General features: G+C 72.3%; 17 protein-coding genes. 8 read left to right on the top strand and 9 right to left on the bottom strand.

Features of this window, described 5'->3' with window-relative positions; genetic code table 11:
* Positions 1–10 precede the first annotated feature (10 nt).
* The 4 genes from AC3EN4_RS01545 to AC3EN4_RS01530 all read left to right on the top strand — a co-directional run bounded on the left by AC3EN4_RS01545 (position 11) and on the right by AC3EN4_RS01530 (position 6,225).
* Complete coding sequence (locus AC3EN4_RS01545) at positions 11–2,563, top strand: sensor histidine kinase (protein WP_435204173.1); 2,553 nt, start codon at positions 11–13, stop codon at positions 2,561–2,563.
* On the top strand, positions 2,560–3,240 hold the full coding sequence (locus tag AC3EN4_RS01540; RefSeq protein ID WP_435204172.1) for a response regulator: 681 nt from the start codon (positions 2,560–2,562) through the stop codon (positions 3,238–3,240). The genes AC3EN4_RS01545 and AC3EN4_RS01540 overlap by 4 nt, the downstream gene beginning before the upstream one ends.
* 100 nt (positions 3,241–3,340) lie before the next feature.
* A complete protein-coding gene (locus AC3EN4_RS01535; protein ID WP_435204171.1) occupies positions 3,341–5,350 on the top strand; it encodes an FAD-dependent oxidoreductase in 2,010 nt (669 codons plus the stop codon).
* Positions 5,351–5,469: 119 nt separating this feature from the next.
* On the top strand, positions 5,470–6,225 hold the full coding sequence (locus tag AC3EN4_RS01530) for a dienelactone hydrolase family protein (RefSeq protein WP_435204170.1): 756 nt from the start codon (positions 5,470–5,472) through the stop codon (positions 6,223–6,225).
* A 22-nt stretch (positions 6,226–6,247) separates the two neighbouring features.
* Here the strand turns inward: AC3EN4_RS01530 and AC3EN4_RS01525 are convergent, their stop codons facing one another.
* The 9 genes from AC3EN4_RS01525 to AC3EN4_RS01485 all read right to left on the bottom strand — a co-directional run bounded on the left by AC3EN4_RS01525 (position 6,248) and on the right by AC3EN4_RS01485 (position 14,166).
* Positions 6,248–6,775 carry a DUF421 domain-containing protein gene (locus AC3EN4_RS01525; protein ID WP_435204169.1) on the bottom strand — a complete coding sequence of 176 codons (528 nt, stop codon included), beginning with the start codon at positions 6,773–6,775 and terminating at the stop codon, positions 6,248–6,250.
* 40 nt (positions 6,776–6,815) lie between these two features.
* A complete protein-coding gene (locus tag AC3EN4_RS01520; protein ID WP_435204168.1) occupies positions 6,816–7,919 on the bottom strand; it encodes an L-dopachrome tautomerase-related protein in 1,104 nt (367 codons plus the stop codon).
* Between the two features lie 132 nt (positions 7,920–8,051).
* Positions 8,052–8,927: an SMP-30/gluconolactonase/LRE family protein gene (locus AC3EN4_RS01515; protein WP_435204167.1), complete on the bottom strand. Its 876-nt coding sequence runs from the start codon at positions 8,925–8,927 to the stop codon at positions 8,052–8,054.
* Positions 8,928–9,120: 193 nt separating this feature from the next.
* Positions 9,121–10,062: a sugar kinase gene (locus AC3EN4_RS01510; RefSeq protein WP_435204166.1), complete on the bottom strand. Its 942-nt coding sequence runs from the start codon at positions 10,060–10,062 to the stop codon at positions 9,121–9,123.
* A complete protein-coding gene (locus AC3EN4_RS01505; protein ID WP_435204165.1) occupies positions 10,059–10,679 on the bottom strand; it encodes a bifunctional 4-hydroxy-2-oxoglutarate aldolase/2-dehydro-3-deoxy-phosphogluconate aldolase in 621 nt (206 codons plus the stop codon). The genes AC3EN4_RS01510 and AC3EN4_RS01505 overlap by 4 nt, the downstream gene beginning before the upstream one ends.
* Before the next feature lie 11 nt (positions 10,680–10,690).
* On the bottom strand, positions 10,691–11,524 hold the full coding sequence (locus AC3EN4_RS01500; protein ID WP_435204164.1) for an aldose epimerase family protein: 834 nt from the start codon (positions 11,522–11,524) through the stop codon (positions 10,691–10,693).
* Positions 11,518–12,663, bottom strand: a complete 1,146-nt coding sequence (gene dgoD, locus AC3EN4_RS01495; RefSeq protein WP_435204163.1) for a galactonate dehydratase — start codon at positions 12,661–12,663, stop codon at positions 11,518–11,520. The genes AC3EN4_RS01500 and dgoD overlap by 7 nt, the downstream gene beginning before the upstream one ends.
* Entirely contained in the window at positions 12,660–13,370 is a 711-nt protein-coding gene (locus AC3EN4_RS01490) for a FadR/GntR family transcriptional regulator (protein ID WP_435204162.1), read from the bottom strand. Before AC3EN4_RS01490 ends, dgoD begins: the two co-directional genes overlap by 4 nt.
* A gap of 37 nt (positions 13,371–13,407) precedes the next feature.
* Positions 13,408–14,166 carry an SDR family NAD(P)-dependent oxidoreductase gene (locus AC3EN4_RS01485; RefSeq protein WP_488179798.1) on the bottom strand — a complete coding sequence of 253 codons (759 nt, stop codon included), beginning with the start codon at positions 14,164–14,166 and terminating at the stop codon, positions 13,408–13,410.
* 146 nt (positions 14,167–14,312) lie between these two features.
* Between AC3EN4_RS01485 and AC3EN4_RS01480 the strand changes: the two genes are divergently transcribed.
* Genes AC3EN4_RS01480 through AC3EN4_RS01465 form a run of 4 tightly spaced genes read left to right on the top strand, consistent with a single transcriptional unit; the run spans position 14,313 to position 19,426 of the window.
* Positions 14,313–15,608, top strand: a complete 1,296-nt coding sequence (locus AC3EN4_RS01480; RefSeq protein ID WP_435204160.1) for an ABC transporter substrate-binding protein — start codon at positions 14,313–14,315, stop codon at positions 15,606–15,608.
* 1 nt (position 15,609) lies between these two features.
* Positions 15,610–16,527, top strand: a complete 918-nt coding sequence (locus tag AC3EN4_RS01475; protein ID WP_435204159.1) for a carbohydrate ABC transporter permease — start codon at positions 15,610–15,612, stop codon at positions 16,525–16,527.
* Complete coding sequence (locus AC3EN4_RS01470; protein WP_435204158.1) at positions 16,527–17,348, top strand: carbohydrate ABC transporter permease; 822 nt, start codon at positions 16,527–16,529, stop codon at positions 17,346–17,348. The genes AC3EN4_RS01475 and AC3EN4_RS01470 overlap by 1 nt, the downstream gene beginning before the upstream one ends.
* The gene (locus AC3EN4_RS01465; protein ID WP_435204157.1) at positions 17,345–19,426 is read left to right on the top strand and encodes an alpha-galactosidase; all 2,082 of its coding nucleotides are present in this window, start codon (positions 17,345–17,347) and stop codon (positions 19,424–19,426) included. The genes AC3EN4_RS01470 and AC3EN4_RS01465 overlap by 4 nt, the downstream gene beginning before the upstream one ends.
* Positions 19,427–19,461 lie beyond the last annotated feature (35 nt).

Genomic DNA, 19,461 nt, shown 5'->3' with positions numbered 1-19,461 from the left:
GATGGTTCCCGTGCCACGCGGAGAACTACGCATCTACCTCGGGGCCGCTCCCGGCGTCGGCAAGACGTACGCCATGTTGGAGGAGGCCCAGCGGCGAGCCGCGCGCGGCACCGACGTGGTGATCGGCTTCGTGGAGCCGCACGGCCGGCAGCACACCGCCGCAATGATCGGTGACCTGGAGCAGGTGCCCCGCCGCACGATGACCTACCGGGGCGTCGAGTTCACCGAGATGGACGTGGACGCGGTGCTGGCCCGCCGGCCGGAGATCGCGGTCGTCGACGAGCTGGCCCACAGCAACGTGCCCGGCACCCGGCACGACAAGCGCTGGCAGGACGTCCAGGAGCTGCTGGACGCGGGGATCGACGTGCTGTCCACGGTCAACGTGCAGCACCTGGAATCGGTGAACGACGTCGTCGCCCAGATCACCGGCACCACCCAGCGGGAGACCGTGCCGGACGAGATCGTCCGCGCCGCCGAGCAGGTCGAACTTGTCGACATGACCCCGGAGGCGCTGCGCCGCCGGATGGCGCACGGCAACATCTACCGGCCCGACAAGATCGACGCCGCGTTGGGCAACTACTTCCGGGTCGGCAACCTCACCGCGCTGCGCGAGCTGGCGCTGCTCTGGCTGGCCGACAAGGTCGACGAGCAGCTCGACAGGTACCGCAGCCAGCAGGGCATCGCCGCCACCTGGGAGGCCCGCGAACGCGTCGTGGTGGCGCTGACCGGCGGCCCGGAGGGCGAGACGCTGATCCGCCGGGCCGCCCGGGTCGCGGCCCGCAGCAAGGGCGCCGACCTGCTCGCCGTGCACGTCGCCCGCAGCGACGGTCTGGCCGGCGCCGACCCGGCCCAGCTCGCCCGCCAACGGGTGCTCGTGGAGAGCCTGGGCGGCACGTACCACCAAATGCTCGGCACCGACGTGCCGGCGGCGCTGCTCGACTTCGCCCAGGGCGTGAACGCCACCCAACTGGTGCTCGGTGCCAGCCGGCGGGGCCGCCTCGCGCAGATCTTCGCCCGGGGCGTCGGGGTGACCACCACCGCGCTCTCCGGCTCGATCGACGTGCACCTGGTCACCCACAAGCAGGCCGGCAAGGGCCGCCGGGCGGCGGCGGTGCCGGCGGCGCTGTCCCGACGTCGCCGGCTGCTCGGCTTCGGCCTCGCGGTGCTCGGCATGCCGCTGCTCACCCTGCTGCTGAAGGCGCTGCCCGACCTGACGCTGACCAACGACATCCTGCTCTTCCTCGCCGGGGTGGTCGGGGTCGCGCTGGTCGGCGGGGTGTGGCCGGCGCTGGTCGCGGCGCTCGGCGGGTCGCTGCTGCTCAACTGGTTCTTCACCCCGCCGTACCGGACGCTCACCATCGCCGAAGCCGACAACCTGCTGGCCCTCGCCGTCTTCGTCGGGGTGGCCCTCGCGGTGAGCTGGATCGTCGACGTGGCCGCCCGGCGGACCCGTGAGGCCGCCCGGGCAGCCGCCGACGCGCAGACCCTCGCCGCCGTCGCCGGTGGGGTACTGCGCGGCGAACGCCCGCTGCCCGCCCTGCTCGACCAGCTCCGTGAGACGTTCGGGCTGCGCGCGGTGAGCCTGCTGGAGCTGGCCGAGGAGGCGACCGGCCGACCCGAGCGGGCCCGCGAGGAGCACGCCTGGTGCGTGGTGGCCAGCGTCGGCGAGCAGCCCGCGTGCACGCCCGACGACGGCGAGACGGCGGTACCCGTCGACGAGCGGATCACCGTGGTGCTCAGCGGCCGGCGGTTGGAGGCCGCCGACCGGCGGATCGTCGAGGCGTTCGCCGCCCAGGCCGCCGTCGCGCTACGCCAGGAACGGCTCGCCGAGGAGGCCGCCACCGCGCGGCCGCTCGCCGAGGCCGACCGGATGCGCACCGCCCTGCTCGCGGCGGTCAGTCACGACCTGCGTACGCCCCTGGCGTCGGCGAAGGCGGCGGTGACCAGCCTGCGCAGCCACGACATTGAGTTCGACGAGGCCGACCGTGAGGAGCTGCTGGAGACCGCCGAGGAGTCGCTGGACCGGCTCGCCCGACTGGTCGCCAACCTGCTCGACATGAGCCGCCTCCAGGCCGGCGCCCTGGGCATCACGGCCACCACCATCGGCCTGGAGGACGCCGTACCCCTGGCCCTTGACGAACTTGGCCCGGCGGCCGCGACGGTCGCCACGGACATCCCGGCCGACCTGCCCGCCGCGACCGCCGACCCGGGGCTGCTGGAACGGGTGCTGGTCAACGTCATCGCCAACGCGTTGCGGTACAGCCCGCCGGACCAGCCGCCCACGATCACCGCGAGCGCGCACGCCGGTCAGGTGGAGCTGCGGGTGATCGACCGGGGGCCGGGCATCCCGGAGGACAAGTGGGAACACGTCTTCCTGCCGTTCCAGCGCCTCGGCGACCGGGACAACCAGACCGGCGTCGGCCTCGGGCTCGCCCTGTCCCGAGGGCTGGCCGAGGCGATGGGTGGCAGCATCACCCCGGAGACCACCCCCGGCGGTGGCCTCACCATGGTGCTGCGGCTGCCCGCCGCCGCCCAGAGCAGCCCGGAGGAGCCGCAGGAATGACGCGCATCCTGGTCGTCGACGACGAACCGCAGATCCTGCGGGCACTGCGGATCAACCTGCGCGCCCGCCGGTACGACGTGGACGTCGCCGCCACCGGGGCCGCCGCGTTGAAGGCCGCCGCCAGCCACCCACCCGACCTGGTGGTCCTCGACCTCGGCCTGCCCGACATCGACGGCGTGGAGGTGATCCGCGGGCTGCGCGGCTGGACCGCCGTACCGATCATCGTGCTCTCCGGCCGGGCCGGCAGCGAGGACAAGGTCGCCGCCCTCGACGCGGGCGCGGACGACTACGTCACGAAGCCGTTCGGGGTGGAGGAGCTGCTGGCCCGCATCCGCGCGGTGACCCGGCGGCTCGGCGCGCCCAGCGAGGCCGTGCCCGCGCTGCGGATCGGCCGGCACATCGTCGACCTCGCCGACCACCGCGTGTGGCGCGACGACGACACCGAGGTCAAGCTGACCCCCACCCAGTGGAGTGTGCTGGAGAAGCTGCTGCGCCACCCCGGCAAGCTGGTCAGCCAACGCCAGCTCCTTCAGGAGGTGTGGGGGCCGGAGTACCAGAACGAGACCAACTATCTGCGGCAGTACCTGGCCCAGCTCCGCCGCAAGTTGGAGGACGACCCGGCCCGTCCCCGCCACCTCATCACCGAGCCGGGCATGGGCTACCGCTACCGCCCCTGACCCGTTGACACCCGCCGGCAGAGATTGAAGAATTTCGTACCGCAGCGGCAGCGGCGTGCTTCTGTAACCGTCCCCTCCGGTTACCCCGATGGAGTTCGCCGTGTCCCTTCCCCTGTCCCGTCGCCGGCTGTTGACCGCCGGTGGCGCCGGTCTCGTCCTGGCCGGCCTGGCCGACCCGTTCCGCGCCGGCCCCGCCCGGGCCGCCGTCACCACCGCCGACCTGGTCGTCTACGGCGCCACCTCCGGCGGGTTGGCCGCCGCGATCACCATGCGCCGACTCGGCCGCACCGCCGTGGTCATCGAGCCCACCAGCCACGTCGGCGGGCTGAGCACCGCCGGGCTCGGGGCCACCGACACCGGTGTCCAGGCGTCCATCGGCGGGCTGGCCGCCGAGTTCTACCGCCGGGTGTACGTCAGGTACCACGGCGGGACGCTCACCCCCACGTCCCCGCTGCGGATGACCTTCGAACCGCACATCGCCGCCCAGGTCTTCGCCGAGATGCTGGCCGAGGCGGGCGTCCCGGTGGTCGTCGGGGCCCGGCTGTCCAGCCTCGGCCGCACCGGCAACCGGATCACCGAACTGCGCACCGAGGACGGGTCGGTCTACGCCGGCGGGATGTTCGTCGACGCCACCTACGAGGGTGACCTGCTCGCCATGGCCGGGGTGGGGTTCACCGTCGGGCGGGAGTCCAACGACACCTACGGCGAGACGATCAACGGGGTGCAGTCCGGCAACACCCACCAGTTCGTCTACCCCGTCGACCCGTACGTGACGGCCGGCTCGCCCGCCAGCGGCCTGCTGCCGGGGATCTCCGCCACCCCACTCGCCCCACGCGGCAGCGGCGACGACCGCATCCAGGCGTACTGCTTCCGGATGTGCCTCACCCAGGCCGCGAACCGCATCCCGTTCGCCAAGCCGTCCGGATACGACCCGATCCGGTACGAGCTGCTGCTGCGGCACATCCAGGCCGGGTACACCGGGCCGTACTTCACCACCCACTCGATCGGTGGTGGCAAGACCGACTCCAACAACAACGGCGCGGTCTCCACCGACCACATCGGCCTCAACCACGCGTACCCGACGGCGAGCTGGGCGGTCCGGGAGAGCATCATCGCCGACCACCGCACGTACCAGCAGGGGCTGATGTGGTTCCTGGCCAACGATCCCCGGCTGCCGGCGACCGTGCGCGACTCGACCGCCCGATGGGGGCTGCCGGTCGACGAGTTCACCACCACCGGTGGCTGGCCGCCGCTGCTCTACATCCGCGAGGCCCGCCGGATGGTCTCCGCGTACGTGATGACCGAGGCCGACTGTCGGGGCCGGGTACGCGCCACCGACTCGGTGGGCCTGGCCAGCTACACGATGGACTCGCACAACTGCCAGCGCGTGGTGGTCGACGGGTGGGTCCGCAACGAGGGGGACGTGCAGATCAGCGTCCCGCAGCCGTACCCGGTGAGCTACCGGGCGATCGTCCCGCACCAGAACCAGTGCGCCAACCTGCTGGTGCCGGTCTGCCTGTCGGCCAGCCACATCGCGTACGGCTCGATCCGGATGGAGCCGGTGTTCATGATCCTCGGGCAGGCGGCGGCCACCGCGGCGGCGCTGGCGCTCACCGGCAACCTCGCCGTGCAGGCCGTCTCCGTACCCGCCCTCCAGGCCCGGCTGCGTCAGGACGGCGGGGTGCTGGACTGGGGTACGCCCGGCGAGGTGATCCTCGACAACGCCTCGGCCAGCGGCATCACCCGGGCCGGTACCTGGGTACGCAGCAGCGACGTCGGCGGCTACCACGGCGTGGACTACGAGCACGACGGCAACACCGCCAAGGGCGTCAACCGGCTGCGGTTCCGCCCGACACTGCCCACATCCGGATCGTGGACCGTGCACCTGCGTTGGACCGCGCACCCGAACCGGGCGACGAACGTGCCGGTGGACATCGCGTACTCCGGTGGAGTGACGACCCGGACCGTCGATCAGCGGCAGTCCGGCGGTCAGTGGGTGCCGCTGGGCACCTACCCGTTCACGGCGGGCAGCGACGGGAGCGTGCTGATCCGTACCGAGGACACCGACGGTTACGTGGTCGCCGACGCGGTCCGCTTCCTACCAGCGTGAACTGGCACGTCCCCGCGGCGTCCTTCATCGCCGGCTCCTGCGTGGCCCACCGGCCTCAGGCACCCAGGTAGGCCGAGTAACGTCGTGGACGGACCAAGATCGGCGTACGAGGAGGCTCGGTGCAGACGACGACGGTGGACATCCCGACCAGCGACGGTGTGGCGGACGCGAGCCTTACCCGGCCCGACGGCGACGGTCCGTTCCCGGCCGTGCTTCTGTTCATGGACGCCTTCGGGCCGCGGCCCCGCCTGGTCGAGATGGCCGAGCGGATCGCCGAACGGGGCTACCTGGTGCTCACGCCCCACCTGTTCTACCGGGCCGGCCGGGCGCCGCTGTTCGACCTGTCCCGGCTCGGTGAGGCCGACCAGCGGGGCGCCCTCTTCGAGAAGATCGTGCCGCTGATCGGGGCGCTGACCCCCGACGTGATCAGCCGCGACACCGCCGCCTACCTGGACTTCCTGGCCGCCCGCGAGGACGTCCGGCCGGGCCCGGTCGCGATCACCGGCTACTGCATGGGCGGCACCAACGCGCTGCTGGCCATCGAGGCGCACCCGGACCGCATCGCGGCCGTCGCCAGCTTCCACGCCGGGCGGGTCGTCACCGATGCGCCGGACAGCCCGCACCGGGGCGTCGGCTCGATCACCGGCGAGCTGTACTTCGGGCACGCCGACGCGGACCAGTCCATGACGCCCGAGCAGATCGCCACCCTGGAGCAGGCGCTCGACGCCGCCGGCGTGCGGTACCGCTCCGAGGTGTATGAGGGCGCGCACCACGGCTTCACCATGGCCGACACCCCGATGTACCACGAGCAGGGCACCGAGCGGCACTGGGTGGCCCTGTTCGACCTGCTCGACCGCACCCTGCCGGTGAACTGAGGCGGGACGTCGCGCAGGACGGTCAGCCGAGACCGCCCTGCGCGCCACGGTCCCCCCGGGGTCGGCCGGGCGTGCGCGTGGTGACGCTGAACCGCCCGTCGGCCTCCATCCGCACCTCCCGAACCTGGTCGAGGTCGACGACGCCCTGCTCGCGCAGCAGGGTGTGCAACTCCTCGTCGGTGATCAGCTCCCGGCGCATGTTCTCCCGCAGGATCCGTCCGTCCCGCACCAGCACCAGCGAGCTGGGTCGGATCAGCCGGGCGGCGGCCGGCCAGCGGTACGCCACGGCGTTCAGCAGGTACGACCAACCGATGATCACCCCGACCAGCAGCACCCCGTCGGTCACCGAGTTGTAGCCACCGGACATGCCGTTCTGGGCGGCGTCGGCGAGCAGCACGATGACCAGCAGGTCGGTGACGCCGGTGGTGCCGCTCTCCCGCTTGAGGATGACCCGCAGGAGGGTGAACAGCGCGAGGTACATGACGCTGCCCCGGACCACGATCTCCAACAGCGGGGTGTCCGGGACGAACAGCTCCTGCCAGTCGGCCACCCGACGGGCTACCCGCCGCCCGAGCGGCCATGCCTACGGCTCAGCGGCGCAGCAGCACCGGACCGGCGTCGATCCGGATGCGGAACAGCGCGTACGGCTTGCGCCGCAGGTCCTGGCCCCGCTGGTACTGCGGCTGCCGGTGCAGCTGGTTGGCGGTCACGTAGAGGTGCCCGTCGGTGGCCACCGACATGGTGTCCGGCCAGAGCAGGCGCGGATCGTGCACGAGGGTCTCGTACGCGCCGTCCGGCGACCGCCGCAGCACCGCGTTGTGCTCGTACGAGGTGAAGTAGAGCCGCCCCTTGTCGTCCGACTCCAACCCGTCCGACCCGGTCCCCTTGTCTCCCTCGTCGACGACGGTCGCCGCGACCGCCTCCTGGGTCACCGACGGGTCGGCCAACGCTTGGGCCGAGACGCTGTGCAGGTGCCGGGACATCAGCGGGGAGTAGTAGAGCCGCTCGCCGTCGGCCGAGATGGCGATGCCGTCGGAGCCCATCGTCAACGGCTGCGGCGGGCCGTCCGGCGGGCGGGTCAGGAGCGGCCGCCCCTCGACGAAGGGGCGGAAGGTGGTCAGCGGGTCCGCCTTGGTGGACGGGTGGTCGTGCAGCCGCCGCCAGGATGCGCCGCTGGCCAGGTCCACCACGATGATCCCGTTCGGCCCGGAGTCCGCCGAGTCGGTGATGTACGCGATCCCCGCCTCGCCGCGACGCAGGTCGAAACGGACGTCGTTGAGGTACGTCGTCGGCGGCGCGACGTCCTGCGGAAAGGTGATCACCTGGGCCACCGTGTCGGTGTCCAGGTCGATCCGGACCAGCTTCGGCCCTCCGGGCTTGGTGGGCTGGAACATCGGGCTGCCGGTGTCCAGCACCCAGAGCCGGTCCGCCGGGTCCACCACGATGCTCTGCACCGACACGAACGCGCCCGCGTCGTCGACCCCGGACGGGCTGTTCCACGCCTCGTCGGGGAAGGGCACCTCCTGGCCGTCGCGCAGTTCGACGACGGTGGCCGGCGGCTCGTCACCCCACTGCGGGAAGTTGACGAAGATCCGCCCCTGGTGCGAGACGCTCACCCCGGTCGGCATCGGGCCGGTGAAGGTGTGCACCAACTCCAGCTCGCCGACCGGCTCGTCGCCGACCGGCCCGTTCATGACGCACGCTCCACGGTGCTCATCGTCCAGCCCCCTGCCGGTCGACCGACTGTCGCCTACGGCCTGCCTATTCCCGCCCCGGCGTCCGATATGCCTCCGCCGTGCGGCTTCGGGAGATACCTGCCGGTCGGGTCAGACCGCGTGGGCATGGGAGACGGGCAGGCCGGGGACGGGTACGTCGACCGCGAGCAGCGCGCCATCCATCGGGCCGGCGGGCGTGCGGCCGACCGAGGCGGTGCCGATGAAGAGACGCCGCAGGTCGGCGCCGCCCAGGCAGATGCCGGCCGGCTGGACCGCCGGTAGCCGGACCTCCCGGTCCAGGGTGCCGTCCGGCCGGTAGCGGCGGACGGCGGAGCCGCCCCACAGCGCGACCCAGAGGTGGTCCGCCGCGTCGACCGTCATCCCGTCCGGGCTGCCCTCGCCGGGGGAGAGCCGCACGAACGGCGTCCGCCCGTGCACGTCACCGGTGGCCGCGTCGACGGTGAACCGGTCGATCTCACCGCGCGGCGTGTCCGCCAGGTACATGGTGGTGCCGGCGGCGTCGAACGCCGGCCCGTTCGGGATGGCCATGCCGGTCACCACGGGCACCGGCGCGGCACCGGGCGCCAGCCGGAACAGCGTGCCCCCGCCTGGCGTCTGCGCGTACGCCATGCTGCCGGCCCAGAAGCGGCCGTGCCCGTCGGCGACCGCGTCGTTCATCCGGGTCGGCTCGGGCGCGTCGGCGACCAGTTCGGCGACCGGCCGGGGGTCACCGGCGGCGGGCAGCACGGCGATGCCGGTGCCGGCGGCGGCCAGCCACTCGCCGGGCTGGTCGGCGACCGGGGCGACCGCGCCGAGCGGGACGTCGAGGCGGCGCAGCTCCCGGAGCGGGGCAGGCCGGTCACCGTCGGTCTCCAGCAGCCGCCCGGCCAGCAGGTCGACCAGGACCAGCCGGCCGTCGACCCAGCGCAGCCCTTCGCCCAGCTCCAACCGTTCCGCGTTCCAGACGGTCGGTTCGGTCAGCTCCATCTCGCTCCTCCTGCGGCTCTCCGGCGGTCCGGGGTACGTGGCGGTTCAGCGGTTCGTGGCGGTCCGGGGTGCGTGGCGGTTCAGGGGTTCGTGGCGGTCCGGGGTGCGTGGCGGTCCGGGGTGCGTGGCGGTTCAGGGCTTCGCGGCGGTTGACGCCGGCCGGTTCCGGTTCACCGACCGTCGCCCGCGTCGTTCAGCGGACCGTACCGCCAGGCCCGTGGTCGAGCAGCGCCAGCTCCGCCCGATCGGGCAGGCCCTCCCAGTCGCCCCTGCTGGCGACCGCGAACGCGCCGGTGGTGACCGCGCGGTCCAGTCGACCGGACGCGTCGAGGCCGTCGAGCCACCCGGAGAGCAAACCGGCGACGAAGGCGTCACCGGCGCCCACGGTGTCGACCACCGGCACTGCCCGGGCAGGCCGGTGCAGCCTGCCGGTCGTCTGGTGGCTGGTCGCTCCGTCACCGCCGTGCTTCACGACGACCTCGCCCACGCCGGAGGTGAGCAGCACGTCGACCGGGTCGGGCGCGTCGGTCAGCACCGGCAGCTCGTCGTCGGAGGCGATCACCAGGTCGATCGAGGACAGCAGCGGGCGCAGCGCCCTGCCGGCCTCGGCGACGTTCCAGAGCCGGCCACGGTGGTTGACGTCCAGGCAGACGGTGGTACCGGCCGCGCGTGCACGTCGCACGGCCTCCACCACGGCGCGGTACGGCTCGACGCCCAGCGCACAGGTGATCCCGGTGACGTGCAGCAGCCGGGGTGGCCCGTCGAGCGCGTCGAAGGCGCGGGTGACGTCGGCCGGCCCCAGCCGCGAACCGGCCGAGCCGGCGCGGTGGTAGGTGACCCGGTTGATGTCGGCGACCCGGTTCTCGACGAGGATCAGCCCGGTGGGCGCCGCCGGGTCGATGCGGGACCAGGCCAGGTCGACGCCCTCGGCACGCAGCGTACGGCGGACCAACCCGCCGGGTTCGTCCGCGCCGGTGACCCCGATCCAGGCGGCGTGGTGGCCGAGCCGGGCCAACCCGATCGCCACCGTCGCCTCGGACCCGGCGACGGAAATCCCGGCGGTGCCGCCCAGCCGCAGGGGGCCGGTGGTGCGGAAGGCCGCCATCGTCTCGCCGAGCGTGAGCAGGTCGATCACGGTCGGACCGCCGTGCGGAAGGCGGCGGCGCGTTCGCGCAGCGCGGCCGGGTCACCGCCACGGACGGCGTCGCCGAGCAGCGGGGAGCCGACTCCGACCGCCACCGCTCCCCGGTCCAGGTAGCGCCGCGCGCTGTCCGCGTCGATCCCACCGACGGGGACGAACGCGGTGTCGGGGAACGGGTCGCGCAGCGCGCCCAGGTAGTCGGGCCCGCCGAGCGACGCCGGGAAGAGCTTGACGGCGGTGGCCCCGGCGCTGTCGGCCTGTACGACCTCGGTGGGGGTGAGCGCGCCGGCGAGCACCGGCAGCCCGAGCCGGTCGGCCTCGGCGACGCTCGGTGCGAGCGCCGGGGTGACCAGGAAACCGGCACCGGCGTCGGCGGCCGCCCGGGCGGCCTCGACGCTGAGGACGGTGCCCGCACCGAGTGCGTAGTCGGACCCGAGCGCGGCCCGGGCGCGGCGGATGACGCCGAGCCCGTCGGCGCTGGTCAACGACACCTCGATCAGCGCGACACCGTTCTCGGCCAGGGTGAGCACGGCGGTCAGCGCGGCCGCCGGGTCCGGGCCGCGCACGATGGCCAACAACCGGTGGGTACGCAGCTCGTCGAGCAGGTTCATCGTGGATGTCCTCAGTGGATGCGGTGGGCGGAGATGCTGAGTCGCCAGGTGACCTCACCGGCGGGCGGGACGACCGCCGCGTCGGCCGGACCGGCGTCCGCCAGGTCGAAGGCGCTGCCGAGCATCGGCTCGACACCGATGCTGCGGTAGGGGCAGTCGGCCGGCCAGCCGCCCAGGTTGCGCCAGAGTGCGGTGCTGCGCGGCTGGCCGTCACACTCCAGTTCCAGGGTCAGCCGGTCGTCGCCGTCGATGACCTGGACGCGGGGACAGTCGAGGAGCACCGCGCCGACAGCGGTGCCGTCGTCGGCACCGAAGGTGTCCAGAGTCAGGCCGGCCGGGGAGGGCCACGGGCCGGTGAGCCACGGGGCATCGGTGGGCCAGGCACCCGGGGGGAGCAGCGCGGCGGCCTCCGGGTGGAGCCGGGTAGGCGTGCCGGCGGGCGCGTCGAGACGGGCGTCGGGGGAGAGGCCGAGCAGGGCGTGCGCGGCCCACACGAAGCGGTAACCGGGATCGGCGGTCAGGCGGTAGTCGGCCACCACCACGCCACCGTCGTCGGTGAGCCGCCGGCTCAGCGTGAACGTCGGCCGCTCGATGACCACGGTGTCGGGGCCGACGGTTCGCCACGGGTGGGACCAGATCTCGCCGTGGTCGGGCTCGCCGCGCACGGTGGGCAGGCACTCCTCCAGCCCGCCGGCGTCGACGAACGCGTCGCCGGGGCGTACCTCGTGGCGGCCCGGCTGCGGGCCCCGCCACAGCCACTGCCGGTCGCCGCCGCGCAGGCTGGTCCACCGGCCGCCGTGGGCCGCGTCGTACTCCACGCGCAGCGGGACCGGCCGGGTCACCATTCCGCGAACGATCCGTCGGCATGCTGCCAGACCGGGTTGCGCCAGGCGTGCGGGGTCTGCGCCGCCTTGCGCACCACCGCCTCGTCCACCGTGATGCCGAGACCAGGCCGGTCGAAGCGGACGATGTGCCCGTCGACGAACCGGAACGGCTCCCGGTCGACGAGGTAGTCGAGCAACTCGGAGCCCGCGTGGTAGTGGATGCCGATGCTCTGTTCCTGGATCAGGAAGTTCGGCGTCGCGAAAGCCACCTGAAGGCTTGCCGCGAGCGAGATCGGGCCGAGCGGGCAGTGCGGAGCGAGCACCGCGCCGTACGTCTCGGCCAGCGCGGCGATCCGGCGGACCTCGGAGATGCCACCGGCGTGTGACAGGTCCGGCTGAACCACGGCGACCCCGGCCTGCAACGGGGTGAGGAATTCGGAGCGGCCGTAGAGGCGTTCGCCGGTGGCCACCGGGATCGGCGTGCCAGCCACGATGTCGTGCAGGTGGTGGGCCTGGTCGGGCAGGACCGGCTCCTCCACGAAGAACGGGCGCAGCGGCGCCAGCTCGGGCAGGATGCGGCGTACGGCGGCCAGGCCGGCGCGACCGTGGAAGTCCAGAGCGATGTCCCGGGACGGCCCGAGCACCTCGCGGGCGGCGGCGACCCGGTTGACGATCGCATCCACCTCGGCGGAGGTGGGGATGGCGGAGAGCCGCCCACAGGCGTTCATCTTGACCCCGGTGAGACCGGCGGAGACCTGCGCGGCGGCCGCGTCGGCGACCTCGTCGGGCTCGTCGCCGCCGATCCACGAGTAAATCCGCACCCGGTCCCGGACCGGCCCGCCGAGCAGGGCGTGCACGGGCGCGCCGTACGCCTGCCCGGCGATGTCCCAGAGTGCCTGGTCAAGGCCGGCGACCGCGCTGGAGAGGATCGGCCCACCCCGGTAGAAGCCGCCCTTGGTGAGTACCTGCCAGTGCTGCTCGATGCGCAGAGGGTCCTGGCCGAGAAGGTATTCGGCGAGCACCTCGACCGCGCTGCGCACCACCTCGGCGCGCCCCTCGACCACCGGTTCGCCCCAGCCGACGAGCCCGTCGTCGGTCTCCACCCGGCAGAACAACCACCGTGGCGCGACCAGAAACGTCTCGATGCGCTCGATCTTCACTGACTGCCCCTTCGTCCCCGTGCCTTCTCGACGTCGCGGACGGCCTTGTCCAGCAACTCACGCATGGCGGTCTCGGCCGCCGACTCGTCCCGCTCGCGCAGCGCGTCGACCACCGCGCGGTGACTCGGGACGGGGTCGTCGTGCGCGGCGCCACCGTGCACCAGGCGGTCACGTTCGGCGAGCCCGGTCTCCATCACCACCTCCATCCGCTCCAGCAGCTCGTTGTGGGTGGCGGCGAGCAGGGCGCGGTGAAAGGCGAGGTCGGCGGCGACGGCGGCTGCGGGGTCGCCGTCGGCCTCGGCCATCTCGGCCAGCGCCCGCTCGAGGGCGCTCACGTCGGCCTCGGTGGCGCGGCTGGCGGCCAGCCGGGCGGCGGCCGGTTCGATGATGGCGCGTACCTCGTGCAGTTGGTCGAGCAGGTGCTGGTCGGCGCCCTCGGCGAACTGCCAGCGGATCACGTCGCCGTCGAGCAGGTTCCAGTCGGTACGGGGCCGGACGAAGGTGCCGCGCTTCTGCCGGGCGTCGACGATTCCCTTGGCCGAGAGGACCTTCAGCGCCTCGCGCAGGGCGGTCAGGCTGACGTCGAACTCCTCCTGTAGCGCGCCGATGTTCAGGGTCGCGCCGGCGGCGATCTCGCCGGTGAGGATGCGACGGGCGATCGCCTCGACGGTCTGCCCGTGGACTCCGCGGCGTGCGTACTGTGCCAATGCTCTCCTGGCCTTCTCGCTGGTCGGTATCGATCTCTCAGGCCGAGGCTTTCACCGCGGTCCATCCACCGTCCACCACGAGACTCGCGCCGGTGACGTAGGCGGCGTCCGGGGAGGCGAGGAACGCGACCGTGGCGGCCACCTCGTCCGGGGTGCCGAAGCGTTTCGCCACGGTCTCCGCGACGCTGCGCTGCCGGTCCTCTTCGGACACGTCAGCCCACGCGGCGGTGAGGATCGGGCCGGGGAGCACGGTGTTGACGCGTACCTGTGGGCCGTACTCCACGGCGAGCTGGCGGCCGAGCGCGACCAGGCCACCCTTGGCCGCGGCGTACGCGGGCCGGCCGGGCAGCCCGACCAGCGCGTGCACCGAGGAGATCAGCACCACCGCGCCGGAACGGGCCCGCAGGTCGTCGAGGCAGGCACGGACGCCGAGGAACGAGCCGGTGAGGCTGACGCCGAGCTGGTGGTCCCAGGATCGTCGGCTGGTCTCGTGGGCCGGGGCGACCCGTACGGCGTAGGCGGTGCTGACGAGGATGTCCACCGGACCGAGTCGGTCCCGCGTGGCGTCGACGGCGGCCGTCCAGTCGGCCTCCTCGCTGACATCCCCCACTACGGACAGTGCCCGACTGCCGTGGGTGGTCAGTTCCTCGGCCAGTGGGGTCGCGTCGACCACGTCGAAGAGCGCGACGGCGGCGCCTTCTGCGGCGAGCCGCCGTGCGACGGCGGCGCCGATGCCGCCCATTGCGCCGGTGAACAGCGCGTTCTTGCCCTCGAGCCGGCGCATGGGCTGATTCACCTGACCTCGCCTCGGTCTCGTCTAATCATTAATTACGAAGATATCTTGACAGCCGGCGAGGGCCGATGCAACCTTCTGGTCACACACATTCACATGGCCGACACATCGCGTCGTGACGCTGCGTGTCGTAGAGGAGGGACACCACCGTGAGCGACTTCGACCCCGGTCGCCGGCGATTCCTTGGCCACCTCGGGCTCGCCGGCCTGGGTGCGCTCGGCGCGAGCTCGTTCCTCAGCGCGTGCGCCAGCTCCGCCGGCGGACCGGCGACGGGTAACGGCTCTGGCGCGATCACGATCCAGTCGAACCTCTCGTCGCCCCAGGCCAAGGCGGCGATGGAGAAGCTGATCACCACCTTCAACGGGCAGGGCAAGGGCACGGCGAGCCTCAACACGATCGCGTCGGAGACCTTCCGGACCCAGCTGCCGACCTACCTCACCTCGGCCAACCCGCCGGACCTCTACACCTGGTACGCGGGCTCGGTCGCCAACGACTACGCGAGCCGCGACCTGCTGCTGGACGTCTCCGACGTCTGGAAGACGCTGGGCGACTACCCGCAGTCGCTGCGCACCCTCTCCACCGACGCCAGCGGCAAGCAGATCTTCGTGCCGATGAACAACTACTGGTGGGGCTTCTTCTACCGCAAGTCCAACTTCGCCAAGTGGGGCGTGCAGGAGCCGAAGACCTGGACCGATTTCCTGGCGCTGTGCGAGACCTTGAAGGGCAAGGGCGTTCCGCCGATCGGCATCGGTCTCGGCGACACCCCATGGGTCGCCTCGGCCTGGTTCGACTACCTCAACATCCGCATCAACGGCGCGTCGTTCCACCGCGAGCTGCTGGCCGGCAAGCAGCGCTTCGACGACCCGAAGGTCAAGGCGGTCTTCACCCGCTGGCGCGAGGCCCTGCCGTACTTCGATCCCAAGGGCAAGGCGTACCCGTTCCAGGAGGCGACCACGGCGCTGCTGGCGGGCAAGACCGGCATGTTCCTGATCGGCACGTTCTTCGCCGACGCCGCGCCCAAGGACGCGCTCGGTGACCTGGACTTCTTCCGGTTCCCGATCATCGACCCGGCGGTGCCGCTGGCCGAGGAGGCCCCGACCGACGGCTTCTTCGCCAGCGCGAAGACCGCCAACCCGACCGGCGCCAAGGCGCTGCTCACCTACCTGGCCGGAGCCGAGGCCCAGGAGGCGTACGTCAAGGCCAGCTCCGGCATCGTGCTGCCGGCCAACCCCAAGGCCAAGGCGTCCGACTCGCCGCTGGTCGCCAAGGGCAAGGCGATGCTCGACGAGGCCAAGGAGCTGACCCAGTTCTTCAACCGCGATTCGAGCGACGCGCTCCAGCCGACCGCCGACACCGCGCTGACCAAGTTCATCGACAAGCCGGACCAGATCGACGCGATCCTGCGGGAGTGGCAGGCCGGCGCCGAGAAGGTCTTCAAGGGCTGACGTGACAGCAACGATCTCCACGACTTCGGTCACCCCCATCCGGCAGCGGCGACGGTCGGCTCGACTGTCGCCGCTGCTGGTGGCGTTCGTCCTGGTGCCGTTCGCGGTCGAGAGCGTCTGGGTGTTCTGGCCGGCGCTGCAGGGCTTCTGGTTCTCGCTCACCCGCTGGGACGGGATGTCGCCGCCCGCCTTCGTCGGCGCGGACAACTACGTCGAGTTGGCCGGTGACCCCACCTTCCGGGGCGCGCTGGTCAACACGGTCATCTGGCTGGTGCTCTTCGGTGGCCTCTCGGTGCTCGGCGGATTCGGCATGGCGCTGGTCCTGCAGAAGGAGCGGCGCGGTGTCGGCTTCTACCGGGCGGCGCTCTTCACCCCGGTGGTCTTCTCGCTGGTGGTGACGGCCCTGGTCTGGCGGGTGTTCTACCAGCCCGACGGCATCGCCGACACGCTGCTGCGGGCCGTCGGACTGGAACACCTGATCCGCCCCTGGCTGGCCGACCCGCAGACCGCCCTGTACGCGGTGATCCTCCCCGCTCTGTGGCGGCAGATCGGCTACGTGATGGTGCTGTTCCTGGCCGGCCTCAAGGCCATCGACCCGGCACTGCACGAGGCGGCCCGGATGGACGGCGCGAACTCCTGGCAGCGGCTGCGACACGTCACCATCCCCCAGCTCAAGGGGGTCAACGCCGTGGTCCTGTCGGTCATCGTCATCGACTCGCTGCGCTCGTTCGACATCGTCTGGTCGCTCACCAAGGGCGGGCCGTACCACTCGTCCGAGCTGCTCAGCACGTACATGTACTCGACCGCGTTCCAGAGTCTGCGGCTGGGTTACGCCTCCGCGATCGCCGTGGTGATCTTCGTGCTCGCCCTGGCCGTCATCCTCGGCTACCTGGTCCGCGCGTTCCGGGAGGAGGCGTGATGAACAAGCTCCGCACCGGGGCCTTCCACACCGGCATGATCCTGCTCTCGCTGCTCTGGCTCGGCCCGGTGCTCTGGGTGGTGGTGATGTCCACCCGGTCCTTCGACGACATCGCCGCGCACGGGGTGGGCAGCCTGCCGCAGTCGTTCACCCTGAACACCTACCGGCAGGCGTGGACCGACGGCGGCGAATTGCGGGCGCTGATCAACAGCATGGTGGTCACCGTCCCGTCGGTCGTGTTGAGCCTCGGCCTCGCGGCGATGGCCGCGTTCGCGTTGAGCCGCTTCCGGATCCCCGGCCGGCGGACCATCCTTCTGCTGATGCTCGCCGGCAACCTGCTGCCGCCGCAGATCCTGCTCATCCCGGTGGCCAAGTTCAGCGAGCTGACCGGCCTGTACGACACGCTCTGGGCGCTCATCGCGGTGCAGGTCGGCTTCGGGCTCGGCTTCTACACGTTCGTCCTGCACGGCTTCATGCGGGACCTGCCGGGCGAGATCCAGGAGGCCGCCACCATCGACGGCGCGGGCACGGCGCAGATCTTCACCCGGGTGATGCTGCCGTTGACCCGGCCCGCGCTCGCGGCTCTCGGGGCGCTCTCGTTCACCTGGATCTTCAACGACCTGCTCTGGGCGATCACCGTGCTGCGGACCGACGACAACATGCCGGTCACCCCGGCGCTGCTCGGCCTCCAGGGGCAGTTCGTCTCGTCCTGGAACGTCATCGCGGCCGGCACGGTCATCGCGGCCGTCCCCACCGTCGCGGTGTTCCTGCGCTTCCAGCGGCATTTCGTCTCCGGCCTGGCGCTCGGAGCGGTCAAGTGACCGCCGGGCACCGGTGGACGCTGCGCGGTGCGCACACCGAGTACACGGTGACCGTGCCGGCGCACGGCCGCTGGCTGGAACTTGTCGCGTGGGGCCCGCACGGCGTCTCCGACGGGCCGTCACCGGTCGCCTACGACGGCCCGGTGCCGTTCCTCACCGCGGGGGACGCCGCCCCCATCGAATACGCCACCGACGCCGACCGCCCGTTCCTGGGCGCGGATCTGGTGATCGAGAACCCGCGCGGCGAGCGCCGCGTGGGTCTCCTGCACACCGACGCGCGGGTCGACGCCGACCAGCGGGAGTTGGCCGTCGACTTCGCCGACCCGGTCACCGGGCTGCGCGTCACCGTGCACTACCGGGTGCCCACCGGAACCGACGTCGTGCAGCGCTGGGTCGAGCTGACCAACGACGGCAGTGGCCCGCTGCGGGTGGTCCGTGCCGGCTCGGGCGGGTTCTGCGTTCCGACGCCGCACGGCGCGCTGCTCAGCCACCAGTGGGGGCAGTGGGCGCAGGAGTTCCAGCTCTCCCACGTCGAGCTGAGTCACGGCACGTTCGGCATCGGCAGTTCCCAGGGCGTACCCGGGCACCTGCACGTACCCTGGCTGACCGTCCGGGACGCCGCCGAGCCGGGCGGTCCGGCCTGGGGGATGGCCCTGTCCTGGACCGGCTCGTGGGAGATCACCGCCGAGCGGGACACCGGCGGTCTGACCCGGGTCCGGGTCGGCCGACAGCTGGTCGACGGTCCGCTGGAGCTGGCCCCCGGCGGGCGGCTGACCCTGCCGGTGGTCACCGGGGCGTACAGCCCGGACGGCCTGGACGGGCTGGCCCGGGTCTGGCACACCCACCAGAGGCTGCTGGCCGTCGAGCGGCTCACGCCGCGCCCGGTGCTCTACAACTCCTGGGAGGCGACCTACTTCGCCGTCGAGGCGCAGAGCCAGCTCGCGCTCGCCCGGATCGCCGCCGAGTTGGGCGTGGAGACGTTCGTGGTGGACGACGGCTGGTTCGTCGGCCGCGACGACGACACCGCCGGCCTGGGCGACTGGACGCCCGACCCGGCGAAGTTCCCGGCCGGGTTCGACGCGTTCATCGCCGACGTCCGCGCGCTCGGGCTGAACTTCGGGCTCTGGGTCGAACCGGAATGCGTCAACCCCAAGTCGTCCCTCTACGCCGAGCATCCGGACTGGGTCTACTCCGTCGACGGCAGGCCGATCACCCCGGTGCGTAACCAGTACCTGCTCGACCTCGGTCGACCGGAGGTCGCCGAGTTCGTGCACTCCACGGTGGACGGACTGCTGCGCCGGTACGACATCGACTACCTGAAGTGGGACTTCAACCGACCGCGTACCGAGCCGGGTCGTCCCGGTGGTGTCGGCCCGTTGGACCTGGACGGCGCACACGTCGCCAACCTGCACCGGATCTACGAGCGGCTGCGGCAGGACCATCCCGGTGTGCTGATCGAGGCGTGCGCGGGCGGTGGGGCGCGTACCGACCTGGCGATGGCCGCACGCGCGGACGTCTTCTGGCCGAGCGACAACACCGGCCCGCTGGACCGGCTGGCCATCCAGTACGGCTTCCTGCACGCCAACGCACCGCACCTGCTCAGCTCGTGGGTCACCGACGCGTCCGGTCTGTTCGACACCCGGCCGCGCTCGCTGGCGTTCCGGTTCGTCCTGGCGATGGCCGGCGTACTCGGCATCGGCGCGGACATCCGCGCGTGGACCCCCGCCGAGCGGGCCGAGGCCGCCGGATGGATCGCCCGGTACAAGGAGATCCGCGACGTCATCACGACCGGCGAGGTGCACCTGATCGGTGGCCCCGACCAGGCCCGCTGCGCGGTGCAGTACACCGCACCGGACGAGCGCAGGGTGGTCGTACTGGCCTGGCACACCGGCCGACTCGACGGAGCCGGTCTGCTGCCGTCCCGCCCGGTCCGGCTGCCCCTGCGCGGCCTCGACCCGGCCGGTCGCTACCGGCACGGCGACCAGCACTACTCCGGCAGCCACCTCGCCGCGGTCGGCCTGCCCGTGCGGTGGAGCCCGACCCACGACGCCGACCTCATCGTGCTGACCCGCGACTGAGGCCGGAGCACCACCACCCCCACCCCCGAGGGACA

This window comes from Micromonospora sp. bgisy143, assembly GCF_057708145.1.
This window is presented reverse-complemented; position numbering and strand designations above follow the sequence as displayed.